General features: G+C 62.9%; 15 protein-coding genes. 8 read left to right on the top strand and 7 right to left on the bottom strand.

Annotation, left to right across the window (positions count from 1 at the left end; all coding sequences use genetic code 11):
- The first annotated feature begins 107 nt into the window (after positions 1-107).
- The 3 genes from der to DMX11_RS13170 all read left to right on the top strand — a co-directional run bounded on the left by der (position 108) and on the right by DMX11_RS13170 (position 3648).
- Positions 108-1571 carry a ribosome biogenesis GTPase Der gene (gene der / locus DMX11_RS13180; protein ID WP_110744922.1) on the top strand — a complete coding sequence of 488 codons (1464 nt, stop codon included), beginning with the start codon at positions 108-110 and terminating at the stop codon, positions 1569-1571.
- 149 nt (positions 1572-1720) lie between these two features.
- Entirely contained in the window at positions 1721-2869 is a 1149-nt protein-coding gene (locus tag DMX11_RS13175) for a pyridoxal phosphate-dependent aminotransferase (RefSeq protein WP_110744921.1), read from the top strand.
- A complete protein-coding gene (locus DMX11_RS13170; protein WP_110744920.1) occupies positions 2857-3648 on the top strand; it encodes an amidohydrolase in 792 nt (263 codons plus the stop codon). The genes DMX11_RS13175 and DMX11_RS13170 overlap by 13 nt, the downstream gene beginning before the upstream one ends.
- A 67-nt stretch (positions 3649-3715) precedes the next feature.
- Here DMX11_RS13170 and DMX11_RS13165 read toward each other — a convergent pair whose 3' ends face one another.
- Both DMX11_RS13165 and DMX11_RS13160 read right to left on the bottom strand, forming a co-directional pair.
- Entirely contained in the window at positions 3716-6271 is a 2556-nt protein-coding gene (locus DMX11_RS13165; protein ID WP_110744919.1) for a sulfite reductase flavoprotein subunit alpha, read from the bottom strand.
- Between the two features lie 192 nt (positions 6272-6463).
- Complete coding sequence (locus tag DMX11_RS13160; protein ID WP_110744918.1) at positions 6464-8755, bottom strand: TonB-dependent siderophore receptor; 2292 nt, start codon at positions 8753-8755, stop codon at positions 6464-6466.
- A 222-nt stretch (positions 8756-8977) separates the two neighbouring features.
- On the opposite strand from DMX11_RS13160, the gene DMX11_RS13155 reads away from it, so the two are divergent.
- Positions 8978-9658: a Fe2+-dependent dioxygenase gene (locus DMX11_RS13155; protein ID WP_110744917.1), complete on the top strand. Its 681-nt coding sequence runs from the start codon at positions 8978-8980 to the stop codon at positions 9656-9658.
- A gap of 3 nt (positions 9659-9661) precedes the next feature.
- Complete coding sequence (locus DMX11_RS13150) at positions 9662-10411, top strand: tetratricopeptide repeat protein (protein ID WP_110744916.1); 750 nt, start codon at positions 9662-9664, stop codon at positions 10409-10411.
- Positions 10412-10462: 51 nt separating this feature from the next.
- Here DMX11_RS13150 and DMX11_RS13145 read toward each other — a convergent pair whose 3' ends face one another.
- A complete protein-coding gene (locus DMX11_RS13145; protein ID WP_016713187.1) occupies positions 10463-11626 on the bottom strand; it encodes a type III PLP-dependent enzyme in 1164 nt (387 codons plus the stop codon).
- A 494-nt stretch (positions 11627-12120) separates the two neighbouring features.
- Here DMX11_RS13145 and DMX11_RS13140 point away from each other — a divergent pair, with 494 nt between their 5' ends.
- From DMX11_RS13140 to DMX11_RS13130, 3 genes are all read left to right on the top strand, one after another.
- Entirely contained in the window at positions 12121-12618 is a 498-nt protein-coding gene (locus DMX11_RS13140; protein WP_110744915.1) for an RNA polymerase sigma factor, read from the top strand.
- Between the two features lie 20 nt (positions 12619-12638).
- Positions 12639-13601 (top strand): FecR family protein, encoded by a 963-nt coding sequence (locus DMX11_RS13135; protein ID WP_110744914.1) that lies wholly within the window; start codon positions 12639-12641, stop codon positions 13599-13601.
- A gap of 107 nt (positions 13602-13708) precedes the next feature.
- Positions 13709-16138, top strand: a complete 2430-nt coding sequence (locus DMX11_RS13130; RefSeq protein ID WP_110744913.1) for a TonB-dependent receptor — start codon at positions 13709-13711, stop codon at positions 16136-16138.
- A 108-nt stretch (positions 16139-16246) separates the two neighbouring features.
- Here the strand turns inward: DMX11_RS13130 and DMX11_RS13125 are convergent, their stop codons facing one another.
- The 4 genes from DMX11_RS13125 to DMX11_RS13110 are packed head-to-tail and all read right to left on the bottom strand — an operon-like array spanning position 16247 to position 19689.
- Entirely contained in the window at positions 16247-17404 is a 1158-nt protein-coding gene (locus DMX11_RS13125) for a betaine/proline/choline family ABC transporter ATP-binding protein (protein WP_110744912.1), read from the bottom strand.
- Entirely contained in the window at positions 17401-18054 is a 654-nt protein-coding gene (locus DMX11_RS13120; RefSeq protein ID WP_010952080.1) for an ABC transporter permease, read from the bottom strand. Before DMX11_RS13120 ends, DMX11_RS13125 begins: the two co-directional genes overlap by 4 nt.
- Positions 18051-18962: a glycine betaine ABC transporter substrate-binding protein gene (locus tag DMX11_RS13115; protein WP_110744911.1), complete on the bottom strand. Its 912-nt coding sequence runs from the start codon at positions 18960-18962 to the stop codon at positions 18051-18053. Before DMX11_RS13115 ends, DMX11_RS13120 begins: the two co-directional genes overlap by 4 nt.
- A 13-nt stretch (positions 18963-18975) precedes the next feature.
- On the bottom strand, positions 18976-19689 hold the full coding sequence (locus DMX11_RS13110) for an ABC transporter permease (protein WP_003248483.1): 714 nt from the start codon (positions 19687-19689) through the stop codon (positions 18976-18978).
- Positions 19690-19967: the final 278 nt, after the last annotated feature.

Below are 19967 nucleotides of genomic sequence, written 5' to 3'. Positions count from 1 at the left end.
TGAAGCCTTGGCTGGCTTCAAGCCGCGGCGTAGGACACGCCGCCCGTACTCCGGCCGCTGCCTTGCAGCGGCCTTTGCATTTTCAAGAATTCGAGAGTGGAGAGCCGATGGTTCCCGTAATTGCCCTGGTGGGCCGCCCGAACGTCGGCAAATCCACCATGTTCAACCGCCTGACCAAGACCCGCGATGCCATCGTCGGTGACCTGTCGGGTCTGACCCGTGACCGCCAGTACGGCGATGCCAGCTGGCAGGGTCGTTCTTTCATCCTGATCGACACCGGTGGCATCACTGGTGACGAAGTGGGCATGGACGAGAAAATGGCCGAGCAGTCGCTCATGGCCATCGAGGAAGCCGACTACGTACTGTTCCTGGTCGATGCACGCGCCGGCATGACCGCCGCCGACCAGATGATTGCCGAGCACCTGCGCAAGCGCAACAAAGAGGCGATCCTGGTCGCCAACAAGATCGACAACATCGACGCCGATGTCGCGCGCGCCGAGTTCTCGCCGCTGGGTATGGGTAATGCCATCCCGGTGGCCGGTTCCCAGGGCCGCGGCATCAACGCGCTGATGGAAGTCGTGCTTGGCCACCTGCCGCGCGACCAGGTCGAGGAAGCGCTGGACGCTGAAGTCGCCGAAGGCGAAGAAGCCGTCCGGATTCCTGGCCCGAGCGAAAAAGATGGCATCAAGATTGCCATCATCGGCCGGCCGAACGTTGGCAAGTCGACCTTGGTCAACCGCATGCTCGGCGAAGAGCGCGTGGTGGTGTACGACCAGCCGGGCACCACCCGCGACAGCATCTACATCCCGTTCGAGCGCGACGACGAGAAGTACACCTTCATCGACACCGCCGGCGTGCGCAAGCGCGGCAAGATCCACGAGGAAGTCGAAAAGTTCTCGGTGGTGAAGACGCTGCAGGCGATCAAGGACGCCAACGTGGTGATCTTCGTCATGGACGCCCGCGAGGGTGTGGTGGACCACGACCTGAACCTGTTGGGCTTCGCCCTGGAAGCCGGCCGCGCCATCGTCATCGCCCTGAACAAGTGGGATGGTATGCAGCCGGGCGAGCGTGACTACGTGAAGACCGAGCTGGAGCGCCGACTGTTCTTTGTCGACTTCGCCGACATCCACTTCATTTCCGCCTTGCATGGTACAGGCGTGGGTAACCTGTACAAGTCGGTGCAGGCCGCGTTCAAGTCGGCAGTGACGCGCTGGCCGACCAGCCGCCTGACGCAAATCCTCGAAGATGCCGTGAGCGAGCACCAGCCACCGCTGGTCAACGGCCGCCGCATCAAGCTGCGCTACGCCCACCTGGGTGGGGCCAACCCGCCGCTGATCGTGATCCATGGTAACCAGACCGAGAAGATTCCGAAGTCGTACTCGCGCTACCTGGAAAACACTTACCGCCGCGTGCTGAAGCTGGTCGGTACGCCGATCCGTATCGAGTACAAGGGCGGCGAGAACCCGTATGAGGGCAAGAAGAACACCCTCACCGATCGCCAGGTCAACAAGAAGCGTCGCCTGATGTCGCACCACAAGAAGGCCGAGAAGAAGCGTCGCGACAAGCGCTGATTCCGTGGCGGCTTCTTCGCGGGCAAGCCCGCGAAGAAGCCCTTTGATCCAAAGCAATCCCCCTATTGTTTCAACCTTTTTCCTGACCGCTCGATCCGCTATGCTCGGACCTCACCCCGTGCCGGATACACCCCAGGAAAGAGGGCTTCATGATCCGCAGCAAACTGCCGAATGTCGGCACGACCATCTTCACTACCATGTCCCAGCTCGCCGTGCAGACCGGCGCGCTTAACCTGTCGCAAGGCTTTCCCGACTTCAACGGCCCGCAGGCGCTGCTCGATGCAGTAGGCCGGCATGTGGCCGCCGGGCATAACCAGTATTCGCCGATGACCGGCTTGCCTGCGCTGCGCCAGCAAGTGGCGGCCAAGGTCGAGCGCTTGTACGGCGCCAGGGTGGATGCCGACCAGGAGGTGACCATCACCCCCGGCGCCACCGAGGCGATCTTCTGCGCCATACAGGCGGTGGTGAATGCCGGCGACGAGGTGATCGTCTTCGACCCGTGCTACGACAGCTACGAGCCTTCGGTGCAACTGGCCGGTGGCCGCTGCGTGCATGTGCAGCTCAGTGACGGCAACTTCCGTATGGACTGGCAAAAATTCAGTGATGCCCTGACCCCGCATACGCGCATGGTCATCCTCAATTCGCCGCACAACCCCAGCGGCGCACTGATCACCCGCGAAGACCTTGACCAGCTGGCACGCCTTATCGCTGACCGCGATATCTACCTGGTCAGTGATGAAGTCTACGAGCACCTCGTCTACGACGGCGTGCGCCACGCCAGCGTACTGGCCCACGCACAGTTGTACCAACGTGCCTTTGTGGTCAGCTCGTTCGGCAAGACCTACCACGTCACCGGCTGGAAGACCGGTTACGTGATTGCCCCGCCGGCGCTGAGCGCCGAGTTGCGTAAGGTGCACCAGTACGTCAACTTCTGCGGGGTGACGCCGCTGCAGTGCGCGCTGGCCGATTACATGGCCGAGCACCCAGGGCATGTCGATGAATTGCCGGCGTTCTACCAGGCCAAGCGCGACCTGTTCTGCGGTTTGCTGGAAGGCTCGCGCTTACGCTTTACCCGCACGGCGGGCACTTATTTCCAACTGGTGGACTATTCGCTGATCCGCCCGGACCTGAACGATGTCGACATGTCGCTGTGGCTGACCCGTGAGCACGGCGTGGCGACCATTCCGGTATCGGTGTTCTACCAGCAACCCATCCCCGAGCAACGCCTGGTCCGCCTGTGCTTTGCCAAACGAGAGGAGACGCTGCATCAGGCAGCGGAAAAACTATGCGCGATCTGAGCACACTCCCGAACCTGAAAGTCGCCCTGGTGCAGACCACCCTGGCCTGGCATGACCGTGAGGCCAACTATGCGCATTTCGAGGTGCTGCTGGAGCAGGTAGGTGAAGTGGACCTGGTGATCCTGCCGGAAATGTTCACTACCGGTTTTTCCATGCAGTCGGAAAGCCTGTGCGAGCCGGAGAACGGCCCGACCTACAAATGGCTGAAGGCCCAGGCCAAGAAGGTCAACGCAGTGATTACCGGCAGCGTGATCATCCAGGCCGCAGATGGCAGCCACCGTAACCGCCTGCTGTGGGCGCGCCCGGACGGGGAGATCTTGCACTACGACAAACGCCACCTGTTCCGCATGGCGGGTGAGCACAAGCACTACACCCCGGGTGAGCGCCAGGTGCAGTTCGAGATCAAGGGGTGGCGGATTCGTCCGCTGATCTGCTACGACCTGCGTTTCCCGGTGTGGAGCCGCGATGCCCAGGACACCGATCTGCTGCTGTATACCGCCAACTGGCCGGCTGCACGCCGCCAGCACTGGAACCGACTGCTGCCGGCGCGAGGGATCGAGAACCTCTGCTATGTGGCGGCGGTGAACCGGGTGGGGACGGACGGCAAAGGCTTTGCCTATTCGGGCGACAGCCAGGTGCTGGACTTCCAGGGCGAGAGCCTGCTGAGTGCCGGGGAGGCAGACGGCGTGTTTACCGCCGTGTTGAGCGCTGCGGAGCTGGCAGCGTACCGGGCCAAGTTCCCGGCCAACCTGGACGCCGATACCTTCGAGCTGCACTGACAGCCTGTACTGGCCTCTTCGCGGGTAAACCCGCCAAGAGGCCGGGGCGAGTTACATCGATGTCTGGTCAGTAAACATCCCGCCTATACCGCCCATCCTCGATCAACTGCTGCACAGCGGCTTCCCCAAGCATGCCGATGAGCGCAGCATCCACCCCTGCAGCCATCCCTTGCAGGCTGCCGCAGACATAGACACAGGCGCCCTCAGCCACCCAGCCCTTGAACGCTTCAGCCTGCTGCAGCAACACATCCTGCACATACACTTTTTCGGCCTGATCCCGCGAAAACGCAAGGTCCAGGCGTGCCAGGTCACCGCTTTGCAGCCACCCTTGCAGCTCCTCACCACACAGCAGGTCATGCGCGCGATTACGCTCGCCAAACAGCAGCCAGTTACGCTGCTCACCGGCATTCACCCGCGCCCGGAGCAGGCTGCGCAGGCCGGCCAGGCCGGTGCCGTTGCCGATCAGTATCATCGGGGCGGCGGTTTCTGGCAGATGGAAGCCACTGTTACGGCGCAGGCGCAGGTTCAGGGTGCCGTTCAACGGCAGGTACTCGGTCAGCCAGCCGGAGCCCAGGCCCAGGTTGCCATCGGCATGGCGTTCCTGGCGCACGATCAGCTCCAGCACACCATCACTGGCAATCGAGGCAATGGAGTACTCGCGGCTGCCAATCGGCACCAGGGCATCGACCAGCGCCTGTGGATGCAGACCGATAAGGTGATCGCGGCGTGTTGGTAGCTGGCGACCCGCGAGGGCCTGGGCAAGTGTTTCGTTCAGGCCATTCACTTGCACCGGGGTACTTGCGTCCAGCGCCATGCCTTTGAGGAACGCGTCGATCCGCGGTTGTCCATTCAGCGGCAGGATTTCCACCAGGTCACCGGCCTCCCAGCTGGCAGGCGCTTGCGGCTGCAGGCCGAGCAGGTAAACCGGCTGCCCCTGGCTGCCGGGGTTGAGCAGTTTGCGGTGCACCAGCGACCAGCTACCAAAGCTTGGCGGCTGCCAGGCGGCCACCGGCTGGGCGCCCGTCAGCTGCGCCAGTTCCTGTTGCCACTGCTGCAGTGCCGCCTGATCGGCGTTGTCCACTTCTACCGGGCTGAACGCGCTGCTGGCACCGCGCTCGCCCAGCCACGCCTGCAGACGCCGGGCGAAGCCGCAGAAGTGCGGGTACTGGCGGTCGCCGAGGGCGAGCAGGGCGTAGTTGAGGTGGTTCAGTGCCCACGGCTGGCCTAGTGCCTTGCGCTCGAAGGCGCGGGCGCTGTCAGGCGCTTCGCCGTCGCCGAAGGTGCTCACCACAAACAGCGCACGGCGGGCTTGGCGCAGGTCATGTTCACCCAGTTCGGCCAAAGCGCGTACCTGCACCGGCATGCCGGCGGCCTGCAGCTGGCTTGCGCTCTGCCAGGCCAGTTGCTCGGCGAAGCCGCTTTGGCTGGCAAAGCCGATCAGCCAGCTATCGCCGCTGCCATCGTTGCGGGCAACGTTGCCGCGGGCGGCACGCACCTGGCGCTTCTTGCGGCGGCGGTCGAGGTACAGCAGCCAGCCAGTGACGAAGAACAGTGGCATGGTCAGGCTGGCGACAGTGACGATGATGCGCCCTGGCAGGCCGAAGTACTCGCCCACGTGCAGGGCGTAGACGCTCTGCAGCAGTTGAGCCTTGAAGGACTTTTCAGTGTAGCGGTCATGGTTTTTCACCTGGCCGGTGGCCGGGTCCAGCACCAGGGTGTTGAAGGCGCGAGGGTGTTCGGCGCTGTCGAGCAGGTAAAACAGGTTTGCCGGTTGGCCGCCGACCGGGGGCAGTCGCAGGTTGTAGGTGGCAAGGCCTGGGCCGGCGGCGTTCTTGAGGTTGGCCCAGATGGCGTCGTAATCGACCACCAGTGGCGGGGCATTCTTGTCGACCTTCTGCGGCCCGTGGCGCCCACGGCCTTCGCCGCGCTTCTGTTGCTGGCCCGCAGCCGGTTTATCGGCCAGCAGTTTGTTCAGGCCCTCGCGGTACCACTCATAGGACCAGAACAGGCCGGTCAGCGCGAACAGCAGGTAAAACAGCAGGCACCAGGTACCTGCGACGGCGTGCAGGTCCCAGTTGAAGGCACGGCCTTTCTTGGCCCAATCGAAGGTCAGCCAGGTGCGCCAGTCCAGCGCTTTGCGCGGCCAGCGCAGGTACAGGCCGGAGAGGCAGAAGAACACCAGCATGAGGGTACAGGCACCGGTGATCTGCCGGCCGGTATCGCCCATGGCCAGGAAGCGGTGCAGGGTGAGCATGAGGTTGAAGAAGTCTTGCCCGGCCACTTCACCCTTGAGCTCGCCGGTGTACGGGTCGGCGTAACGCAGCTGACCGCGGCGCTCGCCCGGTGGCGGCGTGAAGAAGATGCGTGCGGCGTTGCCTTCACGCACGTCGACCCACAGCATCGATACCTTGTCGTGCTGCTGGGCTTCGACCCGTTGCACCAGTTCAGCTGGCGGCAGCACGCCTTCGGCGCGTACTTCGACCTTGAGCACATCGGCATTGAATGCGCGCAGCAGTTCTTCCTGGAACGAGTACAGCGCCCCGGTAATGCCCATCAAGGCCAGCACCAGGCCAGCGGTGATGCCAAAGAACCAGTGCAATTGGAACAGCGTCTTCTTCACCACATCGATCACCTTGTGTTGCTGCCGCAGACTGCGCGGCGTGCATTATGCCTTGATACGCAAAAGCCCCGCTCATTGAACGGGGCAGGGGGTGGGCTGCCTTGAGTGATGCCCGTGCTGAACGCTTCGCGGGACAAGCCCGCGAGCGGGCCGCTACAGGAGCAGCCTTTCTAGCGGATCAACCCAACGCCGACATCAGAAGTGCACGCTGGTGGTCAACAGTGCAGTCCGCCCGGCCGCCTGGTTGGCGAAGTGGGTGGAGAATGCCTTGTCGTAATACACCTCGTTGGTCAGGTTCTGTACGTTCAGCTGCAGGTCGATGTTCTTGGTCAGCTTGTAGGCGGCCATGGCGTCGTAGCGTACGTAGCTGTCGACCATGGTGGTGTTGGCCACGTTGCCGTACACGTCATCCACGTAGAACGCACCACCGCCCACAGTCAGCTTTGGCGTGATCGAGTAGGTGGTCCACAGGCTGGCGCTGTTGTTTGGCGTGTTCGGCAACTGGTTGCCGTCGTTGGCCTTGCCCACCGGGCCGCCGTCGATCTGGCGAGCCTGCATGTAGGTGTAGCCGGCGAATACCTGCCACTTGTCGGTCAGCTTGCCGCTGGCCGACAGTTCGATACCTTGAACCCGAGTTTCGCCAATGTTCTCGTAGGTGTTGGTGTTGACCTGGACCCGGGCGTTTTCCTTCTCGGTGCGGAACAGCGCCGCGGTCAGCGACAGACGCTCGTCAAGCAGATCCCACTTGGTACCGATTTCGTAGTTGGTGGTTTCTTCCGGCTCCATGTCGCTGCCCAGCAGGTTGCCGTTACGGTCTGGCGTGCCGCCCAGCGGGTTGCCTTCGGTACCTTCGCCAAGCATGGCGCCTGGTGGCGTGGCGGAGGTGGCATAGGACACGTAGATGCTGCCGTTTTCGGCCGGCTTCCACACCAGGCCCAGCTGGCCGGTCACGAACTCGCTGACATCTTTGCCTTTGGCGGTGGTGGTGCCCGCAGCGTTGTAGGTCTTGTAGTCAGTGTCGAAGTGGTCGTAGCGCAGGCCCATGTTGACCAGCCACTCCGGGGTCAGCTCCAGCGTGTCGAACACGTAGATTGCCCGGGTCTTGCTGTTGGTGGTGGTGCCGGCATAGTTGCGCGAGATGGTGCCGTTCCACGGATCATCCGGGTTCGGGTTGCCCAGCGAGGTGCAGTTGTAGCCGCTGGTGGCGCCGATCATGCCCGGGGTGCAGTTGGAATTGGCAGCGCCGCCAGGCACGGTGTCGGTGTTGACGGTGTAGCTCGAACGCTCGCTTTCTTCACGGCTCAGCTCGATACCGGTCGAGAAGCTGTTTTTCAGGCCGCCGACGTAGAACTCGCCGAACAAGTCGGTCTGGTTGGTAGTGGTAGCGGTGTTGCCGACGCGGGTGTTGGCACGGCGCCAGACACTGCCGTTGTTGACGTTGCCCTTGCTGTCGTCAGGCTGGGTCAGGATGTAGTCCTGCATGCTGTTGCCGTGACGCAGGGTGTTCTTGATGGTCAGCGAGTCGGTCAGGTCGTGCTCGATGGCGAAGGTGGCGATGTCCACGCGGGTTTTGCGGAAGTCGCGACCGGTCAGGCCATAGAAGTTGTCGCTGTCGCCACCGTCGTTCGGCTTGCTCGGGTGCGCCGAGGTGCGCCCGGCGCTACCGTTTGCAGGGATGGTGTACGGAATGCCCGAGTCCGGCAGGTCGTCGCTTTCCAGGTGGTAGTAGTCAAGGTTGACGCGGGTTGGCGTACCCAGGCCGAAGGCCAGCGACGGGGCGATACCCCAGCGATCGTAGTTGACCTTGTCGCGGCCGGCGACGTTGCTTTCATGGGTCATCAGGTTCAGGCGGCCGGCAACGGTATCGCTGAACTGATAGTTGCCGTCGAACGTGTAGCGCTGAGTCTGGTCGCTGCCCCAGGTCCAGGCGCCGTCCAGCGAGTTGCCCAAGTGTGCGCGCTTGCTCACCAGGTTGATGGTACCCCCTGCTGCACCACGGCCGCCCACGGCCGAGTTTGGCCCTTTGGCCACTTCCACCGACTCGATGGCGAAGATTTCGCGGGTTTGCGCGCCAGTGTCACGCACGCCGTCCAGGTAGGTGTCGCCCTGGGCGTCGAAGCCACGGATGAACGGCCGGTCGCCTTGCGGGTTGCCGCCTTCGCCAGCGCCGAAGGTAATGCCTGGCACGGTGCGCAGGGCATCCTGCAGGGTCAGCGCGTTGGTGTCCTTGATCACCTGCTGCGGGATCACGGTAACCGAACGCGGGGTGTCCACCAGCGGTGCGGTGTACTTCTGCGAAGCGGCCTTTTCGACCTTGTAGTCGGTGCTGGCCTGTTCAGCCTTGCCGTTGACGCTGGTGGCGTCCAGGGTGATGGCGCTGCTGGCAGCCGGGTCGGCGGCGTGAACCGACGAGGCGCTTAGCGCCACACCGATGGCGGTAACGATCAGGCGTGGTGAGCTCACTGCAGATGGTACGTACTGGCGCATTGCTAAGAACCTTCCCCAAGGTGTTGAGGCGGCGGATACTAATGTAAGCAATTGTGACTCACAATTGAGATTCGTTACCATTCGTGAAGAATTTACAATCTTTACAATTTGCCCTTACGGTTTCATGCAGCTGAAACGTCTTAAGCGGTGAATGGGGCTTGTGTAGCGCAAAAGGGAATCAATATCATTGGCGCCTTTGCATTTCCTTACGGTGCCGCCGCCATGCTGCTTCACATCCCAGGCCTGTTCGACGCAGATGAACTGGCCCGTATCCGCAAGGCGCTGGAGCAGGCCGACTGGGCCGACGGCAAGGTTACGGCTGGCTACCAGTCAGCCAAGGCCAAGCACAACCTGCAGCTGCCGGAAGGCCATGCGCTGGCCAAGGAAATCGGTAGTGCGCTGATCGACCGCCTGTGGAAAACCCCACGCTTCATGTCGGCAGCCTTGCCCCACAAGGTGTTCCCGCCGCTGATCAACTGCTACCGCGAAGGCGGCAGTTTCGGTTTCCATATCGACAATGCCTTGCGCCAGCCCAAGGGCAGCCCGGAGCGGGTGCGCACCGACCTGTCCTCGACGTTGTTCCTCAGCGACCCGGACAGCTACGACGGCGGCGAGCTGGTGATTCAGGACACCTTTGGCGAGCAGCAGGTCAAGTTGGCCGCCGGTGACCTGGTGCTATACCCCGGTACCAGCCTGCACAAGGTCAACCCGGTTACCCGTGGCCAACGCTATGCCGCGTTCTTCTGGACCCAGAGCCTGGTGCGTGAGGACAGCCAGCGGGCGTTGCTGTTCGAGATGGATAACGCCATCCAGCAACTGACAGCCGACGTACCTGAGCACCCTGCGCTGCTCCAGTTGACCGGCACCTACCACAACCTGCTGCGCCGCTGGGCCGAGGTCTGAGCCGTGTCCTATCAGTTGCGACGTGAGGAAGTAGTGGATGTGGCCGGCTTGCAGGCCATGCTCGAGGAGAGCCCCGGCAAGGCCGCCCAGGCAATTCTGGCAGCGGCGGGGCAGGGCGCGATCGAGGCGCAGTTGCTGCTGGGGCAGATCCTGCTGGATGGCCGTGGTATCCAGGAGGATGCCACCGTTGCCCGCCGATGGTTCGGTATTGCTGCACAGGGCGGTAGTCCCATGGCGCACAACATGCTCGGCCGTTGCCTGGAGCATGGCTGGGGGGGGGAGCCAAGCCTGGAACAGGCGGCCATTCATTATGCGCGTGCCGCAGACGCCGGGCTGGACTGGGGCCTTTACAACCTGGGCAACCTGCTGGCTACCGGGCGCGGGGTGCCGGCCAATCAGGCGCAGGCGCTCATGTGTTACGAAAAGGCTGCGCAGTTGGGGCATGCCAAGTCGATGAACCTGTATGGGCGTTACCTGGAGCAGGGTATTGCCACGGCACCGAGCCCGGCGCGGGCGGTGCGCTGGTATCGACGCTCGGCCGAGGCGGGGGATTTCCGCGGGATGTTCAGCCTGGCGTTGGTGTTGGTCGAGCGCGGGCAGTTGGCCGAGGCCGGGCAGTGGCTGGAGCAGGCCCGGGTTACAGGGAACATGAATTTCCTGCGTGCTGCGTTGGTAACCCTGCAGGGCGCGGGGCCGGTGTTGATGGCCTTTGCCGCACGGTATGCCGAAGAGATCGAGCGGCGCGGCGAGTAAGAGGCCTAGGAGAGCACACATGAAAACGGGGCCTTGCGGCCCCGTTCTGCATTACAGGTAGTAAGCCTTCAGCGGCGGGAAGCCGTTGAATTCCACTGCGCTGTAGCTGGTGGTGTAGGCGCCGGTCGACAGCCAGTACAGGCGGTCACCGATGGCCAGGTTCAGCGGCAGGCCGTACTTGTAGTTTTCGTACATGATGTCGGCGCTGTCGCAAGTCGGGCCGGCGATGACCACTTCCTCGGCTTCGCCTTTCTTCTCGGTCCAGATCGGGAACTTGATAGCTTCATCCATGGTTTCGATCAGGCCAGAGAACTTGCCCACATCGGTGTAGATCCAGCGCTCGACGGCGGTACGCGACTTACGTGCGACCAGCACCACTTCGCTGACCAGGATACCGGCGTTGGCGATCAGCGAACGGCCTGGCTCGAGGATGATTTCCGGCAGTTCGTCACCGAAGTCTTCCTTGAGGAAGCGAATGATCTCTTCGGCGTAGGTTTCCAGGCTGTTGGTCCGGGTGATGTAGTTGGCCGGGAAGCCGCCACCCATGTTGATCAGCTTCAGCTCGATGCCGTCTTCTTCCTTCAGGCGCTCGAAGATGACCTTGACCTTGGCGATGGCGGCGTCCCATACGCTGATGTCGCGCTGCTGCGAACCGACGTGGAAGGAGATGCCGTAAGGCACCAGGCCCAGGTCGCGGGCAAGGATCAGCAGGTCCATGGCCATGTCGGTCTGGCAGCCGAACTTACGCGACAGCGGCCAGTCGGCAGTGGTCGAGCCTTCGGTCAGGATACGCACGTACACCTTCGAACCCGGGGCGGCCTTGGCGATGTTGCGCAGGTCGGCTTCCGAGTCGGTGGCATACAGGCGTACACCCTTCTCGTAGAAGTAGCGGATGTCCTTGGACTTCTTGATGGTGTTGCCGTAGCTGATGCGGTCGGCGCTGACGCCGCGACCCAGCACTTTGTCCAGCTCGTAGATCGAGGCGATGTCGAAGCTCGAGCCTTTCTCTTTGAGCAGGTCGATGATCTCGACGGCCGGGTTGGCCTTGACCGCGTAGTAGACCTTGGCGAATTCGAAACCGGCGCGCAGGTCGTCATAGGCCTGGCTGATCATCTGGGTATCGATGAGTACGAACGGGGTTTCCTGCTTGTCGGCGAACGCCTTCATTTTCTGGAAGGTGTCACGCGCGAAATAGTCTTCGACCTGGATCGACATGCTCAGGGACTCCATGGGCAAACAAAAAGAATAAGTGGCTGCAAACTGAACGTCCTCCGTATCCCCACTTTGGTTCGCCTACTCAGTACTTGAGCCGGATGGATCGTTTCCAGCATGGACGTTCGGCGCGCACTTTAGGGCGTGAAGAATGCAGAATCAACAGGCAATCCGGGCGTGATCGGCGTTGATCGACGACCAGCCATTTGAATAACCGACTCGTGTGACCGGCTGATGTTCCCCGCGATGTTTCAAGCGTAAAAAATTGTGGAATGGACCGGATTGACCCCTTGGCGGGCAAGCCCGCTCCCACAGGGGATACGCGTTGCGTGTGGGCGCGGGCTTGCCTGCGAAAAGGCCGCGGGTGTTCATATTTATGGCCACATATTCCTGGCACCCCCGTACAGGAAATCGCCCATAAATTTTTTGTTACCGACTGGCGGATTTGCTGGTTTTGATGAGAAACATTACTATTCGCACCCTTGTCTGCCTCCCTGATGACCCCGACCGTGTCCGGACCCAAAGGCTTCCTCGACCACTACCATGAGCTGATCGGCACCTGGACGCGCAAATTGCGCAGTCGGCAGCAGGCCGAGGACCTCACCCACGATGCCTTTGTCCGGGTACTGGAAAACCCGCGCGAGCGGGTCGAGCAGCCACGCGCCTACTTGCACCAGACCGCACGCAACATTGCCGTGGATGGTTTTCGCCGCGAGGATCGCCGCCAGGCCCTGGAGCAGGGGGTCTTCGACGCCGCTGCTGCCGGCAGTGGCGACCCAGAGGCATACGTGCATGCGCTGGAGCTGGCTGACAGCGTGGAGCGGGCGCTGGCCGAGCTGCCACTCAACTGCCGGCAGGTGTTCATCTGGCAGAAGCTCGAGGGCCTGACCCAGGCCGAAATCGCCGAGCGCATGGGCTTGAGCAAGAACATGGTCGAAAAGTATATGATCCGCACGCTTCGGCACCTGCGTGAGCAGCTGGATGTGTCGGCATGATGAGTCAGGAGACCTTTTCGATGAAACCGCACGGTAGCGAAACCGTCCGCGAGCAGGCCGCCGCCTGGTTCGTCCGTGTGCAGGATGCGCCCAAGGATGCCGGGCTGCAGAAACAGTTGCGTGCCTGGCTGGCCAGCGATGAGCGTCACCGCCAGGAATACGAGCATCTCTGCCGGGTATGGCAGGCCGCCGACTTGATTCCACGCCAGCGCCTGGAGGCGTTGGCCCAGCCGGCACCGGTACAGCAGCTGCCACGTCGGCGTTGGCTGCGTCAGGCGCTGGCTGCCAGTGTCGCGGTGTTGGCGCTGGGCCTTGGCTGGGGCGGCTGGCACTACCAGCAACTGAACCATCAGGGCAGCTTGCAGACTGCCTTCAACGAGCGACGCCAGGTCGAATTGCCGGATGGCTCGCACCTCGAGCTCAATGGCGGTACGCAGCTGCAAGTCGACTTCAGCGCCGGGCAGCGGCATATCCGCCTGAGTGCCGGTGAGGTGATGTTCAGCGTCGCCCATGACAGCAGCAGGCCGTTCGTGGTCGACACTGCGCAAGGCCGCGTAACGGTCACCGGAACGCGCTTCGATGTGCGCCTGGACCCGGCCAGCACTCGTGTGGCGGTGGAGCAGGGTTCGGTACGGGTGCAGGGCCAGGGTGCGTCGTTGGCACGACTGACGGCTGGGCAGGGCTCGAATATAAATGCACAAGGCCTGGTAGCCGCACCTTATGCGGTGAACACCGGCGCCATCACCGCCTGGCGGCAGGGCAAGCTGGTGTTCGACAACGCTACCCTCGCCGATGTGGTGGCCGAAGCTTCGCGCTACCGCAGCCAGCCATTGCGGGTCGCCCCGGGTAAAGTCGCCCAGTTGCGCCTGTCCAGTACCTTCAACACCGACGACACCGACGCGTTGCTGCGTGCCTTGCCGAGCATCCTGCCGGTAGCCATCAAGGCCCATGAGGACGGTTCGCGCGAAATAGTCGCGAAATAAATTCAGGTTTTTTTCCGCTCGTTCGTCTTCCTCGCCAGCTGCAACTGCCAAGCATTTCCATTTGCACGCGGTTGGCGTTTATTCCGCATTCAGGAAGTTTCGACGACGTGAACAACAACAAGCCCTTCCCACGCTTGAGCGCCCTGGCGCTGGCCCTGGCGGTCAGCGCCGCGGCCGTCCATAGCCAGGCCGTCCAGGCCGCCAGCGCGATCCAGATCCAGGCCCAGCCGCTGGCTTCGGCGCTGAGCCAGCTTGGCCAGCAGACCAATCTGCAGCTGTTCTTCAGCCCCGAACTGGTGGCTGGCAAGCAGGCCCCGGCCGTGTCCGGCCCATTGGCGCCTGAGCAAGCCCTGCAGCAATTGTTGCAGGGCAGCGGCCTGACCTACGAAATGTCCCAGGGCACCGTGGTGCTCAAACCGGCCCAGGTCGACGGCACCTTGACCACCGGCAGCCTGGAGCTGGCACCAACGGACATCAAGGTGGTTGGTGACTGGCTGGGGGATGCCCAACAGAGTGTGGTGCAGAACCACCCTGGCGCGCGCACCGTGGTGCGCCGCGAGGCCATGGTCGAGAAGGGCGCGATGAACGTGCGCGATGTGCTGCGCGGTATCCCGGGTGTGCAGGTGCAGGACTCCAACGGCACCGGCGGCAGTGACCTGTCGCTGAACGTTGGGGTGCGTGGCCTGACGTCGCGCCTGTCACCGCGCTCCACGGTGCTGATCGACGGCATACCCGCAGCCTTCGCACCCTATGGCCAGCCACAGCTGTCGATGGCGCCCATTTCCTCGGGCAACCTCGACAGCATCGACGTGGTGCGTGGCGCAGGCTCGGTGCGCTATGGCCCGCAGAACGTCGGCGGGGTGATCAACTTCGTCACCCGGGCGATCCCCGAGAAGGCTTCGGCCGAGCTGTCCACCACCCTGGAAACCTCCCAGCATGGTGGCTGGAAGCATACCGAGTCGGCCTTCGTCGGCGGCACGGCGGAAAACGGCATGGGCGTGGCGTTGCTATACACCGGGGTGAACGGCAACGGCTATCGCGAAAGCAATAACGGTAACGATATCGACGACGTCATTCTCAAGACCCACTGGGCGCCGACCGACGTCGATGAGTTCTGGCTCAACTTCCATTACTACGATGGCCGTGCCGACATGCCCGGCGGCCTGACCCAGGCCCAGTACGACAGCAACCCGTATCAGTCGGTACGCGATTACGACTACTTCGCCGGCCGCCGCAAGGATGTGTCGTTCAAGTGGCAGCGCCAGCTCGACGAAGCCACCCAGTTCGAAGTGCTGACCTACTACACCGACAGCTTCCGTGGCAGCGCCATTGCCGCGCGCGACATGAAGACCCTGTCGTCATACCCGCGCAATTATCACACCTTCGCCATCGAGCCCCGGCTGTCGCGGGTCTTTTTCGCAGGCCCGACCACCCAGGAAGTCAGCGTCGGTTACCGCTACCTGAAAGAAGCGATGCGTGAGCAGTCCACTCGTCTGGCGCTGATCGACAATGTGCCGACGCCTACCCCGACTTCCGATGGCCACGTGTTCCAGGACCGCAGTGGCGGCACCGAGGCCAGCGCCTACTACATCGACGACAAGATCGATGTGGGCAACTGGACTATCACCCCGGGCATCCGCTTCGAGCACATCAACACTGACTGGCGCGATCGCCCGGTGCTCGGCGCCAACGGCCAGCCAGTGCCGGAGAAGAAGCGCAGCATCACCAGCAACGAGCCATTGCCGGCGCTGAGCGTGATGTACCACATCTCCGATGCGTGGAAGGTGTTCGCCAACTATGAGACCTCGTTTGGCAGCCTGCAGTACTTCCAGCTGGGCCAGGGCGGTACTGGCAACAGCACGGCCAATGGCCTGGAGCCGGAGAAGGCCAAGACTTATGAAATCGGCACCCGGTATGACAACGGTGGTTTCGCCGGTGAGTTGACCGCGTTCTACATCGACTTCGATGACGAGCTGCAGTACATCAGCAACGACGTGGGCTGGACCAACCTCGGTGCGACCAAGCACCAGGGCATCGAGGCTTCGGTGCGTTATGACCTGGCCGGGCTGGACCCGCGGCTGGACGGGCTTTCGGTGAGCGGTGGCTATACCTATACCCGCGCTACGTATGAAGGGGACATTCCGGGCTTCAAGGGCCGTGACCTGCCGTTCTATTCGCGCCAGGTGGCCACTGCCGGGGTGCGTTACGCCGTTAACCGTTGGACCTGGAACCTGGACGCCTATGCCCAATCGAAGCAGCGTGCGCCGGGTACCGGGATCAATGCCGACGGCAGCTTCAATGGCGATTACATTACCCAGCCAAGTGCCGACGGGCAGTATGGCGATATTCCGGGTTATGTGACCTGGCATGCCCGCGGTGGGTATGAATTCGGGCCTGAAGTGTCCAACCTGAAGCTGGCGGCGGGGGTGAAGAACCTGTTCGACAAGCAGTACTTCACCCGCTCCAGCGACAACAATGCCGGCCTCTATGTGGGTGAGCCGCGGACTTTCTATGTGCAGGCTAGCGTAGGGTTCTGATCTGAACTCGCCGGGGGCCGCTGTGCGGCCCATTCGCGGGGCAAGCCCGCTCCCACAGGCTTGATATCGACGCCGTCCCGAGAATGGGGCGCAAGGCGCCCCCGGGCATTACGAAACCACTGCCTCGGCCGGCGAGACGATGCTGGTCTTGGCCCCGCGCGATCTCCCCGAGCTCAGGTACGCCGCGATCGACTCCTGCGTCACCTCGCCCAGGAATACTTGCTCGGCATCCAGCACTGGCAACCACGCGCGGTTGAACTCATACATGCGCGACAGCAGGATGCGCAAGTGCTCATCGTACGACGCCGTGGCATTGAACTGCCGCAGGAAATCACCGCAAGTGCCTTGCTGGCGGTGCATGTCGCGCCGGCGCACGTAGCCCAGGGCCTTGTTCTGTGCATCGGTCACTACCACGTAGCGGCGGTCGTGCTCATCCAGCAGCTCCAGCGCGTCGCTCACAGGTGTTTCCGGGCTCACCGACGGCGCGTTGTCCGCCGCATCCTCGGCACGCACCAGCAACAGGCGTTTGAGGGTGCTGTCCTGGCCAACGAAGTTGCTGACGAAATCATCCGCCGGGTGCGCCAGCAGGGTATCCGGGTGATCCAGCTGCAACAGCTTGCCGGCACGGAAGATGGCAATCTTGTCGCCCAGCTTGATCGCTTCGTCGATGTCATGGCTGACCATGATCACGGTCTTGTTCAGCGCCCGCTGCATCTCGAAGAACTCGTTCTGGATCATCTCGCGGTTGATCGGGTCGACCGCGCCGAACGGTTCATCCATCAACAGTACCGGCGCTTCTGCCGCCAGCGCACGGATCACGCCGATACGCTGCTGCTGGCCACCGGAAAGCTCGCGTGGGTAGCGCTGCAGGTACTGCTTGGGCTCCAGCTTGATCATGTGCATCAGTTCGCGGGCGCGCTCGTGGCATTTCTGTTTATCCCAGCCAAGCAGGCGCGGGACCACGGTAATGTTTTCCTCGATGGTCATGTTGGGGAACAGGCCGATCTGCTGGATCACGTAGCCGATGTGCCGGCGCAGGGTGACTTCGTCCAGGCCGGTGGTGTCTTCGCCGTTGATGAACACCTGGCCGGAGGTCGGTGTGATCAGGCGGTTGATCATTTTCAGCGTGGTGCTCTTGCCGCAGCCCGACGGGCCGAGGAACACGCAGATTTCCCCTTCGTTGACGGTGAGGCTTACCGAGTCGACGGCTTTGACGTCCTTGCCGTTGACGTTGAAGGTTTTGCTGAGGTTCTTCAGTTCGATCATGAGCGCAGTCCTTCTGGAGTCAGGGCACGTTGCAGGGTTTGCAGCAGCAGGTCGGCGATGATCGCCAGCAGGCTGACCAGTACGGCGCCGACCAGCAGCATCGACATGTCGCTGCGGCTGATGGAAGTCAGAATCAGCACGCCGAGGCCGCCAGCGCCGATGGTGGCGGCAATGGTCATCACACCGATGTTCATCACCACGGCAGTGCGCACGCCGGCGAGGATCACCGGCACGGCGATGGGCAGCTCGACCATGCGCAGGCGCTGGCCGAAGGTCATGCCGATGCCACGCGCGGCTTCACGGATACCGGGCTCGACATTGGTCAGGGCCAGGTAGGTGTTGCGCAGGATTGGCAGCAGCGAATAAAGAAACACGGCAGTGATCGCCGGCAAGGGGCCCAGCCCCTGGCCGAACTTGGAGTAGAACGGCAGCAGCAGGCCGAACAACGCAATCGATGGGATGGTCAGCAGCACCGTGGCGCTGGCCTGCAGCGGGCCGGCCACCGCCGGGAAGCGGGTCATCAGGATACCCAGCGGCACGCCAACGAGGATCGCCAGGCCGACGGCGATGCCGACCAGCATGATGTGCTGCCAGGTCAGTTGCAGCACCTGGGCCCAGTCGAGGTGGGCGAACGTGTCGAGCAGGCTCATGGCTGTACCTCCTTGAGGGGATGCTCTCGCAGGAACGCGGCGGCCACTGCGGACGGGTTCTGGTGGTCCACGTCGACCTTGGCGTTGAGCTGGCGCATGGTCTCGTCATCGAGCTGCTCGGCCAGTGGCTTGAGCAGGGCGACCAGTTGCGGGTTGGCGTCGAGCACGGCCTTGCGCACCACCGGGGCGGCGGTGTAGTCGGGGAAGTAGTGCTTGTCGTCTTCGAGCAGCTTGAGGTTGAACGCGCTCAGGCGACCGTCGGTGGTGTAGACCAGGCCTGCGAACACTTGGTTGTTGTGCATGGCCGTGTAGACCAGGCCTGCGTCCATCTGGCGGATGTTGGCGCGGCCGACCTGCAGGTCGTACATCTCCTTGAGCCCGACCAGGCCGTCGGGGCGGTTGGCGAACTCGGTGTCCAGGGCCACCAGGTGGTTACGCTTGCGCTCGTCGCGCAGCACCTGGTTGAGGTCGCTGATCGAATTGATCTGGGGGTAGGCCTCGGCGACCTGCTTCGGCAAGCCGAGGGCATAGGTGTTGCTGAATTTCGATGGGGTCAGCCAGATCAGGTCTTTCTTGGCATCCAGCTCCTTGACCTTGGCGTAGGTGGCCTCGGCACTGGGCATACGCTCATCGATGTGGTTGTAGGACACCAGCGATACCCCGGTGTATTCCCACATCAGGTCGAGCTGGCCGGTTTCCTGGGCCTGGCGAGCGATGCTGCTGCCAAGGCCGGTGGTGACGCGTACGTCAAAGCCGTTGGCGCGCAGGTACTGCGCGGTGATTTCGGCGAGCACGGTCTGTTCGGTGAACACCCGCGCGCCGATGCGCACCAGGGGTTTTTCCGCTGCCTGGGCAACTCCTGCGAACAGCAGGGCCGCGCCCAGCAGCAAGGCGATTCTCTTCTTCATGCGTTTCCTATCCTTATTGGGCCAGGCCACGTTCCAGCCAGCGCCTGCTGGAGAAACTCACCGCTGCGTCCAGCACCAGTGCCAGCAGCGCGGTGCAGGCGGCCCCGAGCAGCAGCTGCGGCTGGTTGTTCAGGGCGATGCCGGGGAAGATCAGGCTGCCCAGGCTGTTGGCGCCGATCAGGAATGCCAGCGGTGCGGTGCCCACGTTCAACGCCAGGGCCACGCGTACGCCGCCGACGATGATCGGCACCGCGTTGGGCAGCTCCACCTGCCAGAGTTGCTGGCGCGGGGTCATGCCGATGCCGGTAGCGGCTTCCTTGAGCGAGGCGGGGACGTTTTTCAGGCCTTCGTAGGTGTTGCGCACGATGGGCAGGAGGGACGCGAGGAACAGTGCGAAGATCGCAGGCCCGGCGCCGATGCCCAGGATACTCAGGGCGATGGCCAGAACGGCAAGGGGGGGAATGGTGTTGCCAACGTTGAAGAACTGCATAAAGCGCTCGGCTTTGTCGACCCGGTGCGGTCGACTTAACGCAATGCCGGCGGGGATGCCCACGGCCAGCGCCGCCGCCATCGAAGCCAGCACCAATACCAGGTGCGCTTGCAGGTAGAACCCAAGATCGTCGCGATAACGCGCGATCGTGTCGATGCCGATCCAGTGGACCAGCAGGGCCAGGATGACGAGCACGGCGGCCCATCCCAACAGCCCCTTTCCGTAGCGTTTAGCCACAGGCGGACTCCTTGTGTTGTCGGCGAGCACACTTCTTGGAAGCCGGCCAATCCTGGCGGCGGGTGGTGTGTTCGCGAGTAGCAGCGAGATGCAAGCCGAAGGCTGCGATCAGGCCATGAGCCGAACCCCGTCGGGCCCGAAAATGCTGATGAAACCAGTCCCCAACCGAAGCGGGTTGCAGGGGAGTGGACGTCTCCGTGGGCGTAAAGGTTCCCATCTGAGGCGGCATTTGGCCAGTGTTAATCGCTGGGTGGCAGGATTCATGGCGAGAAAAAACA

The organism is Pseudomonas sp. LB-090624 (assembly GCF_003205205.1).
GTDB lineage: Bacteria > Pseudomonadota > Gammaproteobacteria > Pseudomonadales > Pseudomonadaceae > Aquipseudomonas.
Note: the sequence above shows the minus strand (reverse complement) of the source record. Positions and strands in the feature narration are given on the sequence as shown.